Consider the following 15,350-nt stretch of genomic DNA (forward strand, 5'->3'; position numbering starts at 1 on the left):
GACGCTGTTGATAACGGATCGATACCGACTTGACATAGGTCAAACGAAGGTACCCGGTACGGAGCGAAGCTACGACCATTGATGAGACACAACCGGCTTCGCGCGGCAAGGAGACACATCCACGGATGCGAAGCTGAAACAGCTCATATTGGAGATCATCGAAACAGGACGTGATCTGTCTCTGGCAACGCTGCGCGAGGACGGCTATCCTCAAGCCAATGCGATCGGTTACGCCAACGATAGCCTGACTCTCTTCTTCGGCACGGCGCGCACCAGTCAAAAAATCAAAAATATTCTGCGATGCAGCAAAGTATCGCTGACCATCAACATGGAATACAACGATTGGGAACAGATCAGAGGTCTTTCCATGGCTGCGACTGCGCACATACTGGCAGATGATTCGCCAGAACGTGCGCGTGCGACGGACCGGCTCCTCGCGCGTTTCCCAACAGCATGGGACATGTCACCTCCCGCCGAGCCAGGCCAAGTTGTCTTCGTCAAGCTCGTGCCAATCGTCGTCAGTGTGATCGACTACGCGCGAGGTTTTGGTTACAGCGAACTTGTCGAAATATGCGCAGGTGACCTGCCTGGCAAAGCGCCCGAATCTGGAGCGTGCGTGAACTGAAGCAGGATCCTTTTCGCAATACGAACCAAAAATGCATTACTGAAGAAGGACAAAACGTCACCCTCCTTTTTAGGCACGTTTTTCCGTAGTCCCTTCAAACGGGGCTATTGGCACCATAAAGATTCACAATAAATGCATATTTTCTGCATAAACGTCACGCAAATCGAACGTTAGGAGTAGATCGGATGAGCCATTTTGTTGATCGCCTGAAATACTTCTCCACGTCGAGGCCGACCTTCTCGGAAGGTCATGGAATGACGACCGATGAAGATCGCGGGTGGGAAGATGCCTACCGGCAGCGCTGGCAGCATGACAAGATCGTGCGCTCCACTCACGGCGTTAATTGCACCGGTTCGTGTTCCTGGAAGATCTACGTCAAAAGCGGGATCGTCACCTGGGAAACCCAGCAAACCGATTATCCGCGCACCCGCCCTGATATGCCGAATCACGAACCGCGTGGCTGTGCGCGGGGTGCGTCGTATTCGTGGTACCTCTACAGCGCGAACCGCCTTAAATATCCGCTGATACGCAGCGCACTGCTTAGGCAGTGGCGCGAAAAACGACTGACGCTAGAACCGGTGCAAGCATGGAGCGCTATCGTCGATGACCAGGAGGCCCGTGCCTCGTACACGCGTCGCCGTGGCCTGGGTGGCTTCGTTCGCTCAAACTGGGACGAAGTCAACGAGATCATCGCGGCGGCGAACATCCACACGATTAAACGGCATGGTCCGGACCGGATAGTTGGCTTTTCGCCGATACCGGCCATGTCGATGGTGTCCTACGCCGCCGGCAGCCGCTATCTCTCATTGATCGGGGGCGTAAACCTGAGCTTCTACGATTGGTACTGCGACTTGCCGCCCGCCTCGCCGCAAACCTGGGGCGAGCAGACCGACGTTCCCGAATCGGCCGACTGGTACAACTCGACCTTCATCATGATGTGGGGGTCCAACGTACCGCAAACGCGTACCCCCGACGCGCACTTCATGACCGAAGTTCGGTATCGCGGCACCAAAGTCGTGTCGATCTTCCCGGACTATGCCGAAGGCGCCAAGTTCGGCGACATCTGGCTGCACCCGAAGCAAGGCACCGATGCTGCGCTTGGTCTTGCCATGGGCCATGTCGTGCTCACGGAGTTCCACGTTGCCGGCAAGAGCGCGTATTTCGCGGACTACTGCCGACGCTTTACCGACATGCCGCTCCTCGTGCGCATCGTCAAACAGGGCGAGCACTTTGTGCCGGAGCGCCTGCTGAGATCGGACGAGTTCGAAGACGCATTGGGTCAAGATAGCAACGCCGCATGGAAAACAGTGGCCATCGACGAATTGAGCGGAAAGCTCGTGACACCAGTGGGATCGATCGGGTTTCGCTGGGGCCAAAAGGAAGGTGGCGATGCCGGCAAATGGAATCTGAAAGAAGAGGACGCACAAGGCGCACCAATTCGCCCGGTGATGTCGTTTGTCGAGGATCACCATGCGGTGATCGAGGTCACCTTCCCGTATTTCGGCAATGTAGAACATACGCACTTTACGCATACAGGCCATGCCAGCGTATTGCCGCGCCGCGTCGGTGTACGTAAGGTTGCGACCCGCGACGGCGACGTGCTCGTCGCCACGGTATATGACCTGTTCATCGCCAACTATGGTGTGGACCAGGGCCTGGGCGGCGCCAATGTGGCGGCCAGCTTCGACGACGACGTACCCTATACCCCAGCCTGGCAGGAGAAAATTACGGGCGTCAAGCGCAATGAGGTCATCGCCGTTGCGCGCGAATTCGCCGACAACGCCCACAAGACCGAGGGCAAATCGATGGTGATCCTCGGCGCTGGCTTGAACCACTGGTTCAACATGGACATGAGCTATCGTTCGATCATCAACCTGCTTGTCATGTGCGGGTGCGTCGGCAAATCGGGTGGCGGCTGGTCTCACTATGTTGGCCAGGAAAAGCTTCGTCCGCAAACGGGATGGTTGCCGCTTGCGTTCGCAACCGACTGGCACAGGCCGCCGCGCTTCATGAACGGGACCTCATTTTTCTACGCGCATACGGATCAGTGGCGCTATGAAACCATGAAGGTTACCGAGTTGCTGTCGCCGCTGGTCGATGGCAGCCAGTTTCCCGAGAGCCCGATCGATTACAACGTCCGGGCCGAGCGCATGGGCTGGTTGCCCTCCGCACCGCAGTTCAAGACCAATCCGCTTGAGCTCGGCCGGGCGGCAGCCGGGTCGGATGCCGCCGCCTACGTCGCGAAGGGACTCAAGGACGGCTCGCTTGAAATGTCATGCGTGGACCCCGACGCACCGGAAAACTTCCCGAGGAACCTGTTTGTCTGGCGCTCGAACCTGCTCGGCTCGTCGGGCAAAGGACACGAGTATTTCCTTAAGCATTTGCTCGGTGCCGAGCACGGCGTGCAGGGAAAAGACCTGGGCGCAAGCGCCGGGATCTTGCCCAAAGAAGTAAAATGGCACGATCAAGCGCCGCAGGGCAAGCTCGACCTGGTCGTGACACTCGACTTCAGAATGTCGACCACGTGCCTCTATTCGGACATCGTTCTGCCGACTGCGACCTGGTACGAAAAGGACGACATGAACACGTCCGACATGCATCCGTTCATCCATCCGCTGTCGGCCGCCGTCGATCCTGCGTGGCAGTCCAAGAGCGATTGGGAAATCTACAAGGGCATCGCGCAGAAATTCTCTGAATTAACCGTTGGTCATCTGGGCATAGAACACGATGTGGTGCTCTCGCCGCTTCAGCATGACAGCCCCGGGGAAATCGCACAAACCGATGGGGTCGCCGACTGGGGCCACAATGAATGCGAGCCCATTCCAGGCAAGACCATGGCGAGCGTCGTGACCGTCGAGCGGGATTATCCCAATACCTATCGAAAATTTACGTCTGTGGGGCCGCTTCTGGATTCACTCGGCAACGGCGGCAAGGGCATCACATGGCAAACCGGCGAAGAAATCGATCAACTTCGCGCACTGAATTATGCCGTCACTGATGAAGGCGTGTCGCACGGACGTCCCCAGATTCTTTCGGCAATCAATGCTGCCGAAGTGATTCTGTCGCTGGCTCCCGAAACCAACGGCGCGGTCGCGGTCAAGGCCTGGCAAGCTCTGTCGGCACTCACCGGCACCGACCACACTCATCTCGCGCGCGCACGTGAAGACGAGAAAATCCGCTTTCGCGATATTCAGGCGCAGCCGCGCAAGATTATTTCGTCGCCAACATGGAGTGGGATTGAATCCGAGCATGTCTCATACAGCGCAAGCTATACGAACGTGCATGAACTGATTCCATGGCGCACCCTTTCGGGACGTCAACAGCTCTATCAGGATCACGCGTGGATGCGTGATTTTGGCGAGTCGCTCTGCGTCTACAAACCACCGATTGATACACGCAGTACGGTGGGCATGGAAGGTAGCCGCTCGAATGGCAACCTCGAAATAGCATTGAATTTTCTGACGCCGCATCAGAAATGGGGCATTCATAGCACCTACACCGACAATCTGCTGATGCTGACGCTCTCGCGCGGCGGCCCCATCGTCTGGATCTCCGAGATCGATGCGAGAAAAATTGGCGTGGTTGATAACGACTGGATCGAAGCCTTCAATGTGAACGGAGCGCTGACAGCCCGCGCAGTCGTGAGCCAGCGTATTCCCGTGGGCGCCGTCATGATGTATCACGCGCAGGAAAAGATCATTAACACGCCCGGGTCCGAAGTCACCGGCGTACGCGGAATTCACAATTCGGTCACGCGCATCATGCCGAAGCCGACCCATATGATCGGCGGCTACGCGCAGCTCTCCTACGGCTTCAATTATTACGGCACGGTCGGCTCCAATCGCGACGAATTTGTGATCGTACGCAAAATGAACACAGTCGATTGGAAGGATGAGTCGACGCCGTCGTCGGTGCTGTCGTCAGCAGAGGCCGCCCGTCACCAACACACCCTCGCCCATGGCGCCCCCACGCTTGCGATGGCCAACGCGACGGTCGACGATGAGTCAGGAGATAAAAAATGAAAATCCGCGCTCAGATCGGCATGGTCATGAATCTGGATAAATGCATCGGCTGCCATACGTGTTCGGTCACTTGCAAAAACGTCTGGACCTCGCGCGAAGGGATGGAATACGCGTGGTTCAACAATGTCGAGACCAAGCCCGGCATTGGTTATCCGAAGGACTGGGAAAACCAGGATCGCTGGAACGGTGGGTGGAAGCGCAAGACAAACGGCAAGATCGAGCTTCGCGCCGGTAGCAAGTGGCGTGTGCTCGCGACTATTTTCGGCAACCCGAACCTGCCGGAAATCGACGACTACTATGAGCCGTTCACCTTCGACTACGCGCATTTGCACGACGCGCCGGACGTCAAGGTTGGACCGGTTGCCCGGCCCCGATCGCTGATCACCGGCGAGCGGATGGAGAAAATCGAGTGGGGCCCGAACTGGGAGGAAATTCTCGGCGGCGAATTCGAAAAGCGTAAGCAGGACTACAACTTTGACCAGGTGCAAACGGACATCTATGGGGAGTTCGAGAACACCTTCATGATGTATCTGCCGCGACTCTGCGAACATTGCCTTAACCCTGCCTGCGTCGCGTCCTGTCCTTCCGGCGCGATTTACAAGCGCGAGGAAGACGGCATCGTCCTGATCGATCAGGACAAGTGCCGAGGCTGGCGCATGTGCGTGTCGGGATGTCCATACAAGAAAATCTACTACAACTGGCAAAGCGGCAAGTCAGAGAAGTGCATCTTCTGCTATCCGCGCATTGAGGCGGGCCAGCCAACGGTATGCTCGGAAACCTGCGTCGGGCGAATCCGCTACCTCGGCGTCCTGCTGTATGACGCCGACCGCATCCAGGAAGCTGCGTCGGTTGAAGATCCACAGGATCTGTACGAAGCACAGCTTTCCATCTTCCTCGATCCAAACGATCCGGCCGTGCGTGAGCAGGCCACTCGCGATGGCGTGCCGGACAACTGGCTTGAAGCAGCGCGTCATTCACCGGTGTACAAAATGGCGATGGAGTGGAAGATCGCCTTCCCGCTGCACCCCGAATACCGGACCTTGCCGATGGTCTGGTATGTCCCTCCCCTGTCGCCCATCAACTCAGCGACCAACGACGGCCGCCTCGGCATGAAGGGACTGCTCCCCGATGTCGATTCGTTGCGCATCCCCCTGCGTTACCTGGCCAACTTGCTGACGGCGGGACGCGAAGCGCCCGTGCGCCTCGCACTCAAGCGAATGCTCGCCATGCGCGCATTCATGCGCGAGCGCCACGTAGAGCGTCGTGAAAGTCCGGAACTGCTCGCTGAGGTCGATCTGAGCACCGCGCAAGTTGACGAGATGTATCGCTATCTTGCGATCGCCAATTACGAGGACCGCTTTGTCATCCCGACGGCGCATCGCGAATATGCCGAGGATGCTTTCGACCTGCGCGCATCGTGTGGCTTCTCGTTCGGCAATGGATGTTCAGATGGTACGACTGAAACCAGCTTGTTTGGCGGCCGCAAGGGCATCGGCAAGGATCGAAAGACAATTCCAATTCGTGCGGCGGGTGAGTAATGGACAACAACGGACCGATTTTCAGCATGTTGAGCGCGCTGCTCGACTATCCGGATGAATCTCTCGTTGAGGGACTGGCCGAGATTCGTACGTCAATGGCACGGCATCGAGCCTTTACACCCGCCACACGTGACGCGTTGATCGCGCTGGTGGACCAGTTGGCGTCGCGACCCCTGCTGGACCTGCAGGAAGACTATGTTGAAACGTTTGATCGAGGCCGGGCAATGTCCCTTTACCTGTTCGAACACGTCCATGGCGAGTCACGCGAGCGGGGACAAGCCATGGTCGATTTACTTGCGATGTACGAAGCAAAAGAGCTGTTTCTCGGCGGAGGCGAGTTGCCTGACTATCTGCCCGTCTTCCTGGAATTTCTCGCACACGAAACACCCGCAAAGGCGCGGTCGCTGCTGGCTGAAATCGCCGACATCAACCGGCAAATTGCGACGAAGCTCGCCGAGCGCGGTAGCGCTTACTTCGCGGTGGTGGCCGCCTTGCTGCCGCTCGCAGGCGAGGCGCCGCTGGACGTCACGGCGCCCGCGCACGTAGCGGACTCGGAGATCGATGGCGAAGCGCTCGATCGCGAGTGGCAGGACACACCCGTCAGTTTCCTGGGCGCGCAAGCCCCTGTTTCAACGCAGCCTCAGCCTATCCAGTTTCATGAAAAACGACCACCGCGATAGTCCCGCAAAGCGGGACACCGTGTTCAAAAGCATGATTCTCGTTGGAGATGCCTCATGAGTCAGCACTTCATCAATTCGCTTTTGTTTGGCATTTATCCCTATATCTGCCTCGCGATCTGGCTGCTTGGCAGCCTGATCCGTTTCGATCGGGAACAGTACACCTGGAAGAGCGATTCCTCGCAACTGCTCAGACGGCGGCAACTACGCCTGGGGAGCAATCTGTTTCACATCGGTGTACTGATCGTCATTGGTGGCCATTTTGCTGGTTTTCTGGCGCCGCATTGGATGGTGTCGCCGTTTCTGAACGCCTCGCAGCATCAATTCATTGCGATGGCTGCAGGCGGGAGTGCTGGCATCGTTGCAATTATCGGGTTATCCATTCTGCTGTATCGACGGCTGTCGGACCCGCGAATTCGCATCAACAGCGCGCATGCGGATATTCTGGTCCTGGTCATATTGTGGTTGCAGCTTGCGCTCGGACTGTCCACCGTCCCGCTTTCATTGGCTCACATGGATGGGCTCATGTTCGAAACGCTGAGCACCTATGTCAAGGGAATCGTCACGTTCCAATCCGTCGCCAATCTCATTGCTCCGGTGCCGCTCGTCTACAAAATCCATATCGTGCTGGGCTTTACGATCTTCCTCATTTCTCCCTTCACGCGTCTTGTTCATATCTGGAGTGGCATGGCAACCGTAGCCTATTTGTTTCGGCCGCACCAGATCGTGCGTAAGCGCTAACGCGAGGAAAATCACATGTCTTCAAACACGATTGACACATCGGCGGTATCAGACCTGGTTGAGCTCAGTGTCAACGGCGTCCTGATCGATGCAGCCGCAATTGATACCGAATCTGCGTCCCACCTGAATGAAGCCGATCCAGACAGGGCCGCACGTCTGGCATTGGTGGTGCGTGAGTTGCTCACACAGCGAGCCGTGACGATGGGTTTGCTTGTGGCACACGCCGAACTCGATGATCAGGTCACTGACCGCCTGCTGGAACTGGAATGTGCGACTCCCGTGCCATCCGATGGGGAATGTCAGCGCTACTACGCGGCAAATTCGCAGAAGTTTCGCAGTCCGGACCTGGTCTTTGCGCGCCACATCCTCTTTGCGCTGACAGACAAGGCCGCCATGACCCAGGTTCGCGCCCGGGCGGAAGAGGCGCATCGAGAACTCGTTCAGCACCCAGATCGGTTCGAGGCGCTCGCCAACACCCTGTCAAACTGCCCATCCGGTCAGGTCGGCGGAAATCTCGGCCAGTTGACCCGCGGCGAAAGCGTACCCGAATTCGAGAGGGCAATTTTCGACAGCAAACAGGTCGGCCTGCTGACGGGGCTCGTCAACACGCGCTATGGCTTTCATATCGTGTTGGTGGAGCGCCGGATCGAGGGGCTCGCGCTGCCGTACGAAGCAGTACGAGAAACCATCGGACGCTATCTTCTTGAGCATGTTCGGCATAAGTCGATTCAACAATATTTGACGCTGCTGGCCGCAAACGCCGATCTGCGTGGCATCACATTGGATGTACGCCCCGGTTTGTTGTTGCAATAGTGATTTGCAGTGGGGTTTACAGCGAATCAGCATTCGCATTTGAAACGCGCCCATCGCCCCTAACTTGATCGATGACGTCCACTTGTCGCCATCATCGCTATCGTCCTGCTCTGGAGCAGTTATGAGTTCACGAAAAAGTCCAATGTTGGTGTTAAGTGTCACGACTTTGGCATTTTTGGTCTGCTTCGTCGTCTGGATGATGTTCGGCGTGCTCGGCATCGAGCTACGAACCGAGCTTGAACTGAACAGCACGGAGTTTGGATTGCTCACGGCCACGCCGGTTCTGACCGGCGCACTATTGCGCGTGCCGTTGGGGATTTGGACGGATCGTTTTGGCGGTCGCGTGGTGATGACGCTATTGCTGGTCCTCTGCGCCGTCCCTGTGTTCCTGATCGCATACGCGACCGCGTTCTGGCAATTCCTTGCAATCGGCCTGTGTCTTGGCGCGGTCGGCGCATCGTTTGCGGTAGGGACGCCCTATGTCGCGCGGTTCTTCCCGCCCGAAAAACGAGGCTTTGCGATGGGATTCTTTGGCGCCGGCACAGCCGGCGCCGCGGTAAATTTATTCATCACGCCTTCGCTGCAGGCGGCCTACGGCTGGCGCGCTGTCCCGAAGATCTATGCGCTCGCGCTGCTCGTCACGGCGCTGATCTTCTGGTTGGGCTCCGCGACCGACCCGGGCGCAGGGAAATCGTCCGGGCCATGGTACAAGCAGTTCGAGGTTCTGAAGAATCCAAAGATATGGAAGTACTGCCAGTACTACTCGATCTGCTTCGGTGGGTTCACCGCGCTGTCACTGTGGGTCCCGCAATATCTGAAGGGTGAATTCGGCTTTTCGGTCGTCACCGCCGCGGCGTTAGCCGCCGGCTTTTCGCTGCCGGGATCGGTATTGCGCGCGCTCGGTGGCACCTTGTCCGACCGCTTCGGTGCGCATAAGGTGACGTGGTGGGGCTTGTGGGTCGCGTGGGTATGTCTATTCCTGTTGTCATACCCGGATACCTCTTTCGTGGTGAGCACGATCGGCGGCACGCGCAGCTTTCATATCCATCTGGGTGTCCCGGTCTTCATCGGACTTCTTTTCATTCTTGGCGCGGTCTTCGCGTTCGGTATGGCCTCGACGTTCAAGTACGTCGCCGACGACTTTCCGGAGCAAATGGGCGTCGTCACCGGCATCGTTGGACTGGCTGGTGGATTGGGTGGCTTCCGGCTGCCGATCCTTTTCGGTGTGATTCTTGATTGGCTCGGCGTACGCTCGAGTTGCTTCATGTTTCTGTACGGCATCGTCTGGGTGTCGCTGATTCTGCTGTATCAATCCAGCGTCCGACAGGTCCGCATCGACGGAACAGTTCCGCAGTGACGGCAAAAGACCCAACGTACTGCGCCCTACCGACACGACACCACATGGATCATTGATGATGAGTATTTCAAGTTTTGATGAGCTGATTCGCGTCGCGCGGCAACAACCTGAACCTCAGCGTTTGCTATTCGTATTTACCACAGCTGAGTTACCTGGGGACTCCACGCCCGAACAGCGGGCCCGCTTCGAAGCTGGTGAGGGGGGCGCGTTGACGCCACTGATGTGCGTGGACAAAACGCTCGAAGAACTCGGCACGTTTAGCGATCTGGTCGAAGAATCGCGACAGGTTCTCCAGGAATGGGCAATCGTCTTCGTCGCCGCTCTCTCGGGTAAAAACGGGCGTGTGCCGCTGGCTGAGGACGCCGAAGCGCCGTTGAACAGGATGGTGGAATCTATCAAAGCGGGAACTGTCGGCATGTTTATTCCATTCGATACACATGGTCAGGCAGTGCTACTTGCTCCACCCTGAACAGATCTCTCATTGACTGCAATGGGCTCGACGATGACACGTTCCCCATGAAGAGGATCAGAGCGCAACGAAACGATTGCTTGAGCTACGCGGTGACGGAATCGCGCGACACCCCGCAAGCTGACAGGCATCAAGCCGTGCCCGAGAAGTCACGAAACAACCGGCATTCGATGCCAGGAGCAAGGTAAGGAATAAGCATGAACGAGAAGCCGACTAACGATTGGGACCCGAGGTCCGAGGCCGTCACGCACGATCAGGTTGCGGCGTATGATGAAATGCGGCACCGTTGTCCCGTCGCGCACAGTGACTATCTGAACTTATCCCTGTTCCGCCATGACGATGTCATGCGCGTGCTCAACGATCATGAAACGTTCAGTAGTGCGGTCTCGAGCTATCTCTCCGTGCCCAATGGCATGGATCCTCCTGAGCACACCCAGTACAGAACCATTATCGAGCCTTATTTCAGCCCGCAGCGGATGGCGGTCTTTGAGCCGCTGTGCCGGGAGATTGCCGCCACTCTGGTAAATGGACTTTCGAGAGGCGGCGAGGTCGAATTTAATGCTCAGTTTGCACAAGACTTTGCGATGAACATCCAGTGCGCTTTTCTGGGCTGGCCACTGGAATTGCGCGCGCCACTCCTTCGCTGGATTCGCAAAAATCACGGGGCCACACTAACGGGTGACAGAATCGCCCTCGACCGGGTGGCCGTCGAATTTGACACCTACATCAAGGGTTTGCTTGCGCAACGGCGGCAATCGGGCGCGGAAGCACCTGACGACATCACGACCAGCCTGCTACGTGAGCGGATCGGGGACCGGCTGCTGCACGACGACGAAATTGTCAGTATCCTGCGCAACTGGACCGTCGGTGAACTTGGGACAATTGCGGCGTGCATCGGAATTCTCGCTCATTACCTTGCCGAACGTCCCGATGTCCAGCAGCGGTTGCGGGAGCAGCCATCGGTATTGCCAAAGGCCATCGACGAAATACTCCGGATCCGGGCACCGCTCATCGCCAACCGCCGCATCAGTACCAAGTCGGTGAAAATCGGCGGTCGCGAAGTACCCGTCGGCCAGCGAATCACGCTCATCTGGGCATCAGCGAACCGGGACGAGACGGTTTTTGGTAACCCCGACGAGTTCCGGCTTGACCGCGATCCGGCCAGTAACCTCCTATACGGGTCCGGCATTCATGTTTGCCCGGGTGCGCTGCTCGCGCGGCTAGAACTGCGTGTTGCCATGGAAGAACTCCTTGAGCGCACCAACTGGATTGCGCTCGCGCCGGGCAGCCCCCTCACGAAAGCCGTGTATCCGGCTGCTGGTTTTTCTGCATTGCCATTGCGCATCGAGTGAGTACGCTATTGCTCGACCACGCGCGCACTCAAAGTCCCATCGCCCCCTTGAAACGATCAGGAGTGACATCATGGAAGAAACGCCCGCGCTTGCTGAATGGATAATCGAACAGACGGCTGACGCCGTTATCTATGCCGACCGTGCCGGTACCATCGTGCGCTGGAACCGTGCTGCCACGGCGCTGTTCGGCTACAGTGCCGCGGAGGCGCTTGGCCAGAACCTCAATCTGATCATCCCGGAACATCTGCGGGCCGCACACTGGCGCGGCTTCGAAGCGGCGATGACAAGTGGCCATACAAGGCTGCATGGTCGCGCGACGTTGACCCGTGCGATCAGCAAGACAGGTCAGAAGCTTTACGTCGAAATGACGTTCGCGATGGTGAACAATCAGGAGGGTGAAGTGCTTGGCTCGGTTGCAATCGCCCGGGACGTCACCGCGCGTGTTGAACATGAAAAATCTGTCTCTAGCAACAACGGCGTAATGTAGTACGGCATGACTTCATCGCGCCGGTCACTTCGGATGCGGTCGCTATATCAAGCGGTAGCCGACCCTTTATGAGCATTCTCAAGAAGCCGCGATATTTGCCAATTTTGGCGCCCCCCAGTCACATGTTACGTTACCGCGCACGTCCGTTTTGACAGGTTCAGATGTGCTCGAGTCCGCCCCGGTCGACAATGTTTATCTGCTTGCCGCGCACCTCGATCAAGCTGGCCTTCTGGAAATTTGAAAAGGAGCGGCTAACCGTTTCAAGCTGTAAGCCTAGGTAGCTGCCCATTTCGTCACGTGTCATACGAAGGTGGAATTCCGCCGGCGAATAGCCGGCGCGCTGCAGCCGCGCAGAGATGTTCAGCAGAAATGCCGCGAGCCGTTCGTCGGCATTCATGGTGGCAAGCATCATCAGCAGACCCGCCTCCCGAACGATCTCCGCACTCATGATTCTATGCACGTGACGCTGTACGGAAGCGACTTCCCTGCACAGCAGTTCGATCAACTCGAACGGCATGATACAGACGAGGCTGTCTTCCAGTGCGATTACGTCACAAGCATACTGGTCCGCACATATTCCGTCAGCTCCGAGTGTCTCGCCGACGAGATGGAAGGCGGTGACGTGATCCCGACCATCCCGATGCGCAACCATAGACTTGAACGAGCCGGCCCGAACTGAATAGAGGCTCCTGAAGATGTCACCCATACGATACAAGGGCTGGCCGCGCCTGACTGAGCGGAAGCGCCGGATCGCGGGGCCGAGCTTGTCAAAATCAGCCCGGTCGATACCGGCCGGTATGCAAAGATGGTGCAGCGCGCACCCTGAACACGGAGACGATGCGGTGCGTCGCCCGCGTTCTTGGGCGAATATGCCCGAACTCCCCTTGGCCAATCATATGTTGGTCGCGGCATTGCGTTCATCAAGTTCCAACGTCACACGTCCCCCGCCAGATTGTGACGGCAAAATTTCATTCGAGTGGAGATGGGCATCCGAGCACTCTCTGCAGATGGTTTTTAACTTCAGTTGTTAATCACGATCTACGTTCGATTCATGAAAACCTGATGCGCAGGAACCTCGGCTAGCCGCTTGAAGTTCAGTTGAATGCGTGACGACCAAGGCGACGGTGGATTTAGTACTACCGGCCGCCGCGCTTAGGAAAAGATATCCCTGATCTGTGAGATTAAGGTACCTGCACCCCGACGTCAGCTTCTCGGGCGCAACGAGCTGATACTCCAATAGCGCATCCAGATCGGCGGGATTCAGATCGTCTCGATCCGGCATCTCCCTCACAAGCATTAAGGTCGCGAATTCATGCGGACTGAGCATTTTCGTCTCCTCGACGATTGAGCGTTCTCACCCATCCGACAAGTAGTCAACAGCCTAATCGTCGCAATTGGTTTGGGGGCGATCGTGCACCCTGTGACGGAGATCGCTAAAGCGTGTTCCTTTCGCGTCACTGATGTATAGAGGATAGATGGTTCCGATACGCCGTCGACGCGCATTTTGTCGCAGGCGCTGGATTCCCTACGCATACCCACGGGCTGGTAGTAAACGCGACGCTCGTACCGTAGATAAGTGCCTCTTGAACAGCAGAGTTCAGGTCGAGACTTTCTTATTTGGCCGGGTCGATATGCGTTAATCAGTCAGTGTGCGTGAAGAGTTCGGCGTGTGCGACCGAATGCGCACCGGCGGGCCGACTATAACATCTACCTCTATTTTCCAGCGCCCGTTTGTCGGACGCAGCTCAGCACCAGCGTGCTGCCTGCCCCGGCCTTCGGGCTGAGCGTGGCGGTATGAAACTCGGTTTTGCCGCAGCGCCACTCCGCGAGAAAATCCTTTGGGCATCCCGCGACGGGGTCAAGAATCCTTCTCTGGTCAATGCGATATTCGCACGTGGCTTTCCCGTCGCACCGAGTCGCGAGATCGGATGTTGCGTTGCCGCGTTGCGCTCCGCAGTTCTGCCCGTAGGTACCGGATACCACCTTGATCGCGATTGCCTGCGCACTTGAACTCGCCAGCAGCGCCGCGATCCCGAAGATTATCCAGATGAGGTGGATTACGATCGCCCGCTTTCCAGTCGGACCCAGGGTAGTCTGTTCACAGGCTTGCGGTGCAACGCAATAACGCTCGATTTCCCGTGAAGGCAACATCCAATCAAGGCGATTCATACTCGTTGCCGACCGAGCGATCTTCATCGGACAAACGCGCCAGTACATTTGCAACGACGCGGTTACAGTGAGTGCCGCCGAACTCGAATACATCGCGTTCGGCAAGATCGATCGCTTGTGCCAACGATTCACGCAGCAAACTCCTGGCGCGGAAATGTCGAGTGCGAACGGTTGCTTCGGAAATATTCAGGCACTGCGCTGTTTCCTCGATGCTGAGTTCCTCGACTGAACGCATCACGAATACAGTGCGAAAGACTTCGGGTAGTTCGTCCAGTTTGCGCTCGATCAGCGCACGCATCTCGGTGCGCGCCGCGGCCTTATCTGGTGGGTCGGACTCGATTGTGCTCATGGCATCGATGTCAGCTTCAGCGAGAGTGTTTGCGTTGACCATCGGGATCACGTTCTGGCGGCGGACCTCCTTTCGCAAGCGGCCGAAGCATTCATTGAGGACCAGCCGCGACAACCACGTCAGGAGAGCGGAGTCGCCGCGGAACTGACCAATCCTTTTGTAGGCCGACAGATAGGCCTCTTGCAGCGCGTCCTCCGCCTCGGCGTCGTTGCCCAACGTGGCACGCGCGAGCCGATACAGGCGCCGGTTGTGCGTGCGCATCAGCAATTCGAACGCGGCGCGGTCCCCTACGGCAATACGGAGTGCAAGAGTCAGTTCGCCGCTTGCAATCGCGACCGGATAAGTTTCAGCTGTTTGCGTCATGGAACTCTCGTTATCCTGGTTCATCGGACGGTCAATATTCCGGCCATCGCGGGGTGAAGGTCGCAGCGGTACGGATAAGTGCCTGGCTGGCCGGCAACATAAGTCCACGCAGCATCCGGCGCGATGCTGCGCGAATCGAATGCCTTCGAGCTTGCGCTCGCGGTGTGGGGAAACAGATCCTTGTTAACCCATGTCACGTGATCGCCGCGCCGTACCGTCAGCGCCGGAGGATTGAAACGCATCTGTTCGATCACGACCGTGTATGTCGTCGGTGAAGCGTCCGCCCCGCCGGAGAATGCCAGAACGAGCGAAGCCACCACACCCAGGTTAAGCGCAGATGTGCCCCGCCGGGGGTTGCCGCCGAAGTGGACACGGCGGCGGCCGGCGG

General features: G+C 57.6%; 15 protein-coding genes. 10 read left to right on the forward strand and 5 right to left on the reverse strand.

The annotated features are described in order from the left end of the window. The first annotated feature begins 148 nt into the window (after window positions 1–148). The 10 genes from FH08_RS0145220 (at window position 149) to FH08_RS0145265 (ending at window position 12,081) form a co-directional block, all read left to right on the forward strand. Window positions 149–625, forward strand: coding sequence for a pyridoxamine 5'-phosphate oxidase family protein (locus FH08_RS0145220; RefSeq protein ID WP_051889017.1), 477 nt, complete (start codon window positions 149–151; stop codon window positions 623–625). Window positions 626–810: 185 nt separating this feature from the next. Further along, the gene (locus FH08_RS0145225) at window positions 811–4,647 is read left to right on the forward strand and encodes a nitrate reductase subunit alpha (RefSeq protein WP_075583466.1); all 3,837 of its coding nucleotides are present in this window, start codon (window positions 811–813) and stop codon (window positions 4,645–4,647) included. Further along, the gene (narH, locus tag FH08_RS0145230; RefSeq protein ID WP_031364692.1) at window positions 4,644–6,185 is read left to right on the forward strand and encodes a nitrate reductase subunit beta; all 1,542 of its coding nucleotides are present in this window, start codon (window positions 4,644–4,646) and stop codon (window positions 6,183–6,185) included. The genes FH08_RS0145225 and narH overlap by 4 nt, the downstream gene beginning before the upstream one ends. Continuing rightward, window positions 6,185–6,865 carry a nitrate reductase molybdenum cofactor assembly chaperone gene (narJ, locus tag FH08_RS0145235; RefSeq protein WP_031364693.1) on the forward strand — a complete coding sequence of 227 codons (681 nt, stop codon included), beginning with the start codon at window positions 6,185–6,187 and terminating at the stop codon, window positions 6,863–6,865. Before narH ends, narJ begins: the two co-directional genes overlap by 1 nt. Before the next feature lie 54 nt (window positions 6,866–6,919). Beyond that, window positions 6,920–7,603, forward strand: a complete 684-nt coding sequence (narI, locus tag FH08_RS0145240; RefSeq protein ID WP_031364694.1) for a respiratory nitrate reductase subunit gamma — start codon at window positions 6,920–6,922, stop codon at window positions 7,601–7,603. Window positions 7,604–7,618: 15 nt separating this feature from the next. Beyond that, complete coding sequence (locus FH08_RS0145245; protein ID WP_031364695.1) at window positions 7,619–8,416, forward strand: peptidylprolyl isomerase; 798 nt, start codon at window positions 7,619–7,621, stop codon at window positions 8,414–8,416. 142 nt (window positions 8,417–8,558) lie between these two features. Then, complete coding sequence (locus FH08_RS0145250; RefSeq protein ID WP_081889820.1) at window positions 8,559–9,773, forward strand: MFS transporter; 1,215 nt, start codon at window positions 8,559–8,561, stop codon at window positions 9,771–9,773. 58 nt (window positions 9,774–9,831) lie between these two features. Beyond that, on the forward strand, window positions 9,832–10,242 hold the full coding sequence (locus tag FH08_RS0145255) for a hypothetical protein (RefSeq protein ID WP_031364697.1): 411 nt from the start codon (window positions 9,832–9,834) through the stop codon (window positions 10,240–10,242). A 197-nt stretch (window positions 10,243–10,439) separates the two neighbouring features. Further along, the gene (locus FH08_RS0145260; protein WP_031364698.1) at window positions 10,440–11,594 is read left to right on the forward strand and encodes a cytochrome P450; all 1,155 of its coding nucleotides are present in this window, start codon (window positions 10,440–10,442) and stop codon (window positions 11,592–11,594) included. A gap of 70 nt (window positions 11,595–11,664) precedes the next feature. After that, complete coding sequence (locus FH08_RS0145265; RefSeq protein WP_031364699.1) at window positions 11,665–12,081, forward strand: PAS domain S-box protein; 417 nt, start codon at window positions 11,665–11,667, stop codon at window positions 12,079–12,081. A 157-nt stretch (window positions 12,082–12,238) separates the two neighbouring features. Here the strand turns inward: FH08_RS0145265 and FH08_RS0145270 are convergent, their stop codons facing one another. The 5 genes from FH08_RS0145270 to FH08_RS0145290 all read right to left on the reverse strand — a co-directional run bounded on the left by FH08_RS0145270 (window position 12,239) and on the right by FH08_RS0145290 (window position 15,279). Beyond that, window positions 12,239–12,952: a helix-turn-helix domain-containing protein gene (locus FH08_RS0145270; protein WP_419178064.1), complete on the reverse strand. Its 714-nt coding sequence runs from the start codon at window positions 12,950–12,952 to the stop codon at window positions 12,239–12,241. A gap of 156 nt (window positions 12,953–13,108) precedes the next feature. After that, entirely contained in the window at window positions 13,109–13,408 is a 300-nt protein-coding gene (locus tag FH08_RS52340; RefSeq protein WP_035568891.1) for a hypothetical protein, read from the reverse strand. Window positions 13,409–13,794: 386 nt separating this feature from the next. Further along, window positions 13,795–14,250 carry a hypothetical protein gene (locus tag FH08_RS0145280; RefSeq protein ID WP_235210712.1) on the reverse strand — a complete coding sequence of 152 codons (456 nt, stop codon included), beginning with the start codon at window positions 14,248–14,250 and terminating at the stop codon, window positions 13,795–13,797. After that, a complete protein-coding gene (locus FH08_RS0145285; RefSeq protein WP_031364702.1) occupies window positions 14,237–14,962 on the reverse strand; it encodes an RNA polymerase sigma factor in 726 nt (241 codons plus the stop codon). The genes FH08_RS0145280 and FH08_RS0145285 overlap by 14 nt, the downstream gene beginning before the upstream one ends. Window positions 14,963–14,982: 20 nt before the next feature. Continuing rightward, window positions 14,983–15,279, reverse strand: a complete 297-nt coding sequence (locus FH08_RS0145290; protein ID WP_419178065.1) for a cupredoxin domain-containing protein — start codon at window positions 15,277–15,279, stop codon at window positions 14,983–14,985. Window positions 15,280–15,350: the final 71 nt, after the last annotated feature.

Source organism: Caballeronia sordidicola (assembly GCF_000729995.1).
GTDB lineage: Bacteria > Pseudomonadota > Gammaproteobacteria > Burkholderiales > Burkholderiaceae > Caballeronia > Caballeronia sordidicola_A.

Excerpts from the sequence above, each read along its gene's own strand:
- FH08_RS0145255 (WP_031364697.1), top strand. The coding sequence starts at position 9,832 with ATGAGTATTTCAAGTTTTGATGAGCTGATTCGCGTCGCGCGGCAACAA.
- FH08_RS0145250 (WP_081889820.1), top strand. The coding sequence starts at position 8,559 with ATGTTGGTGTTAAGTGTCACGACTTTGGCATTTTTGGTCTGCTTCGTC.
- narJ (WP_031364693.1), top strand. The coding sequence starts at position 6,185 with ATGGACAACAACGGACCGATTTTCAGCATGTTGAGCGCGCTGCTCGAC.
- FH08_RS0145280 (WP_235210712.1), bottom strand. The coding sequence starts at position 14,250 with ATGAATCGCCTTGATTGGATGTTGCCTTCACGGGAAATCGAGCGTTAT.
- FH08_RS0145225 (WP_075583466.1), top strand. The coding sequence starts at position 811 with ATGAGCCATTTTGTTGATCGCCTGAAATACTTCTCCACGTCGAGGCCG.
- narH (WP_031364692.1), top strand. The coding sequence starts at position 4,644 with ATGAAAATCCGCGCTCAGATCGGCATGGTCATGAATCTGGATAAATGC.
- FH08_RS0145260 (WP_031364698.1), top strand. The coding sequence starts at position 10,440 with ATGAACGAGAAGCCGACTAACGATTGGGACCCGAGGTCCGAGGCCGTC.
- FH08_RS0145245 (WP_031364695.1), top strand. The coding sequence starts at position 7,619 with ATGTCTTCAAACACGATTGACACATCGGCGGTATCAGACCTGGTTGAG.
- FH08_RS0145285 (WP_031364702.1), bottom strand. The coding sequence starts at position 14,962 with ATGACGCAAACAGCTGAAACTTATCCGGTCGCGATTGCAAGCGGCGAA.
- FH08_RS52340 (WP_035568891.1), bottom strand. The coding sequence starts at position 13,408 with ATGCTCAGTCCGCATGAATTCGCGACCTTAATGCTTGTGAGGGAGATG.
- FH08_RS0145265 (WP_031364699.1), top strand. The coding sequence starts at position 11,665 with ATGGAAGAAACGCCCGCGCTTGCTGAATGGATAATCGAACAGACGGCT.
- narI (WP_031364694.1), top strand. The coding sequence starts at position 6,920 with ATGAGTCAGCACTTCATCAATTCGCTTTTGTTTGGCATTTATCCCTAT.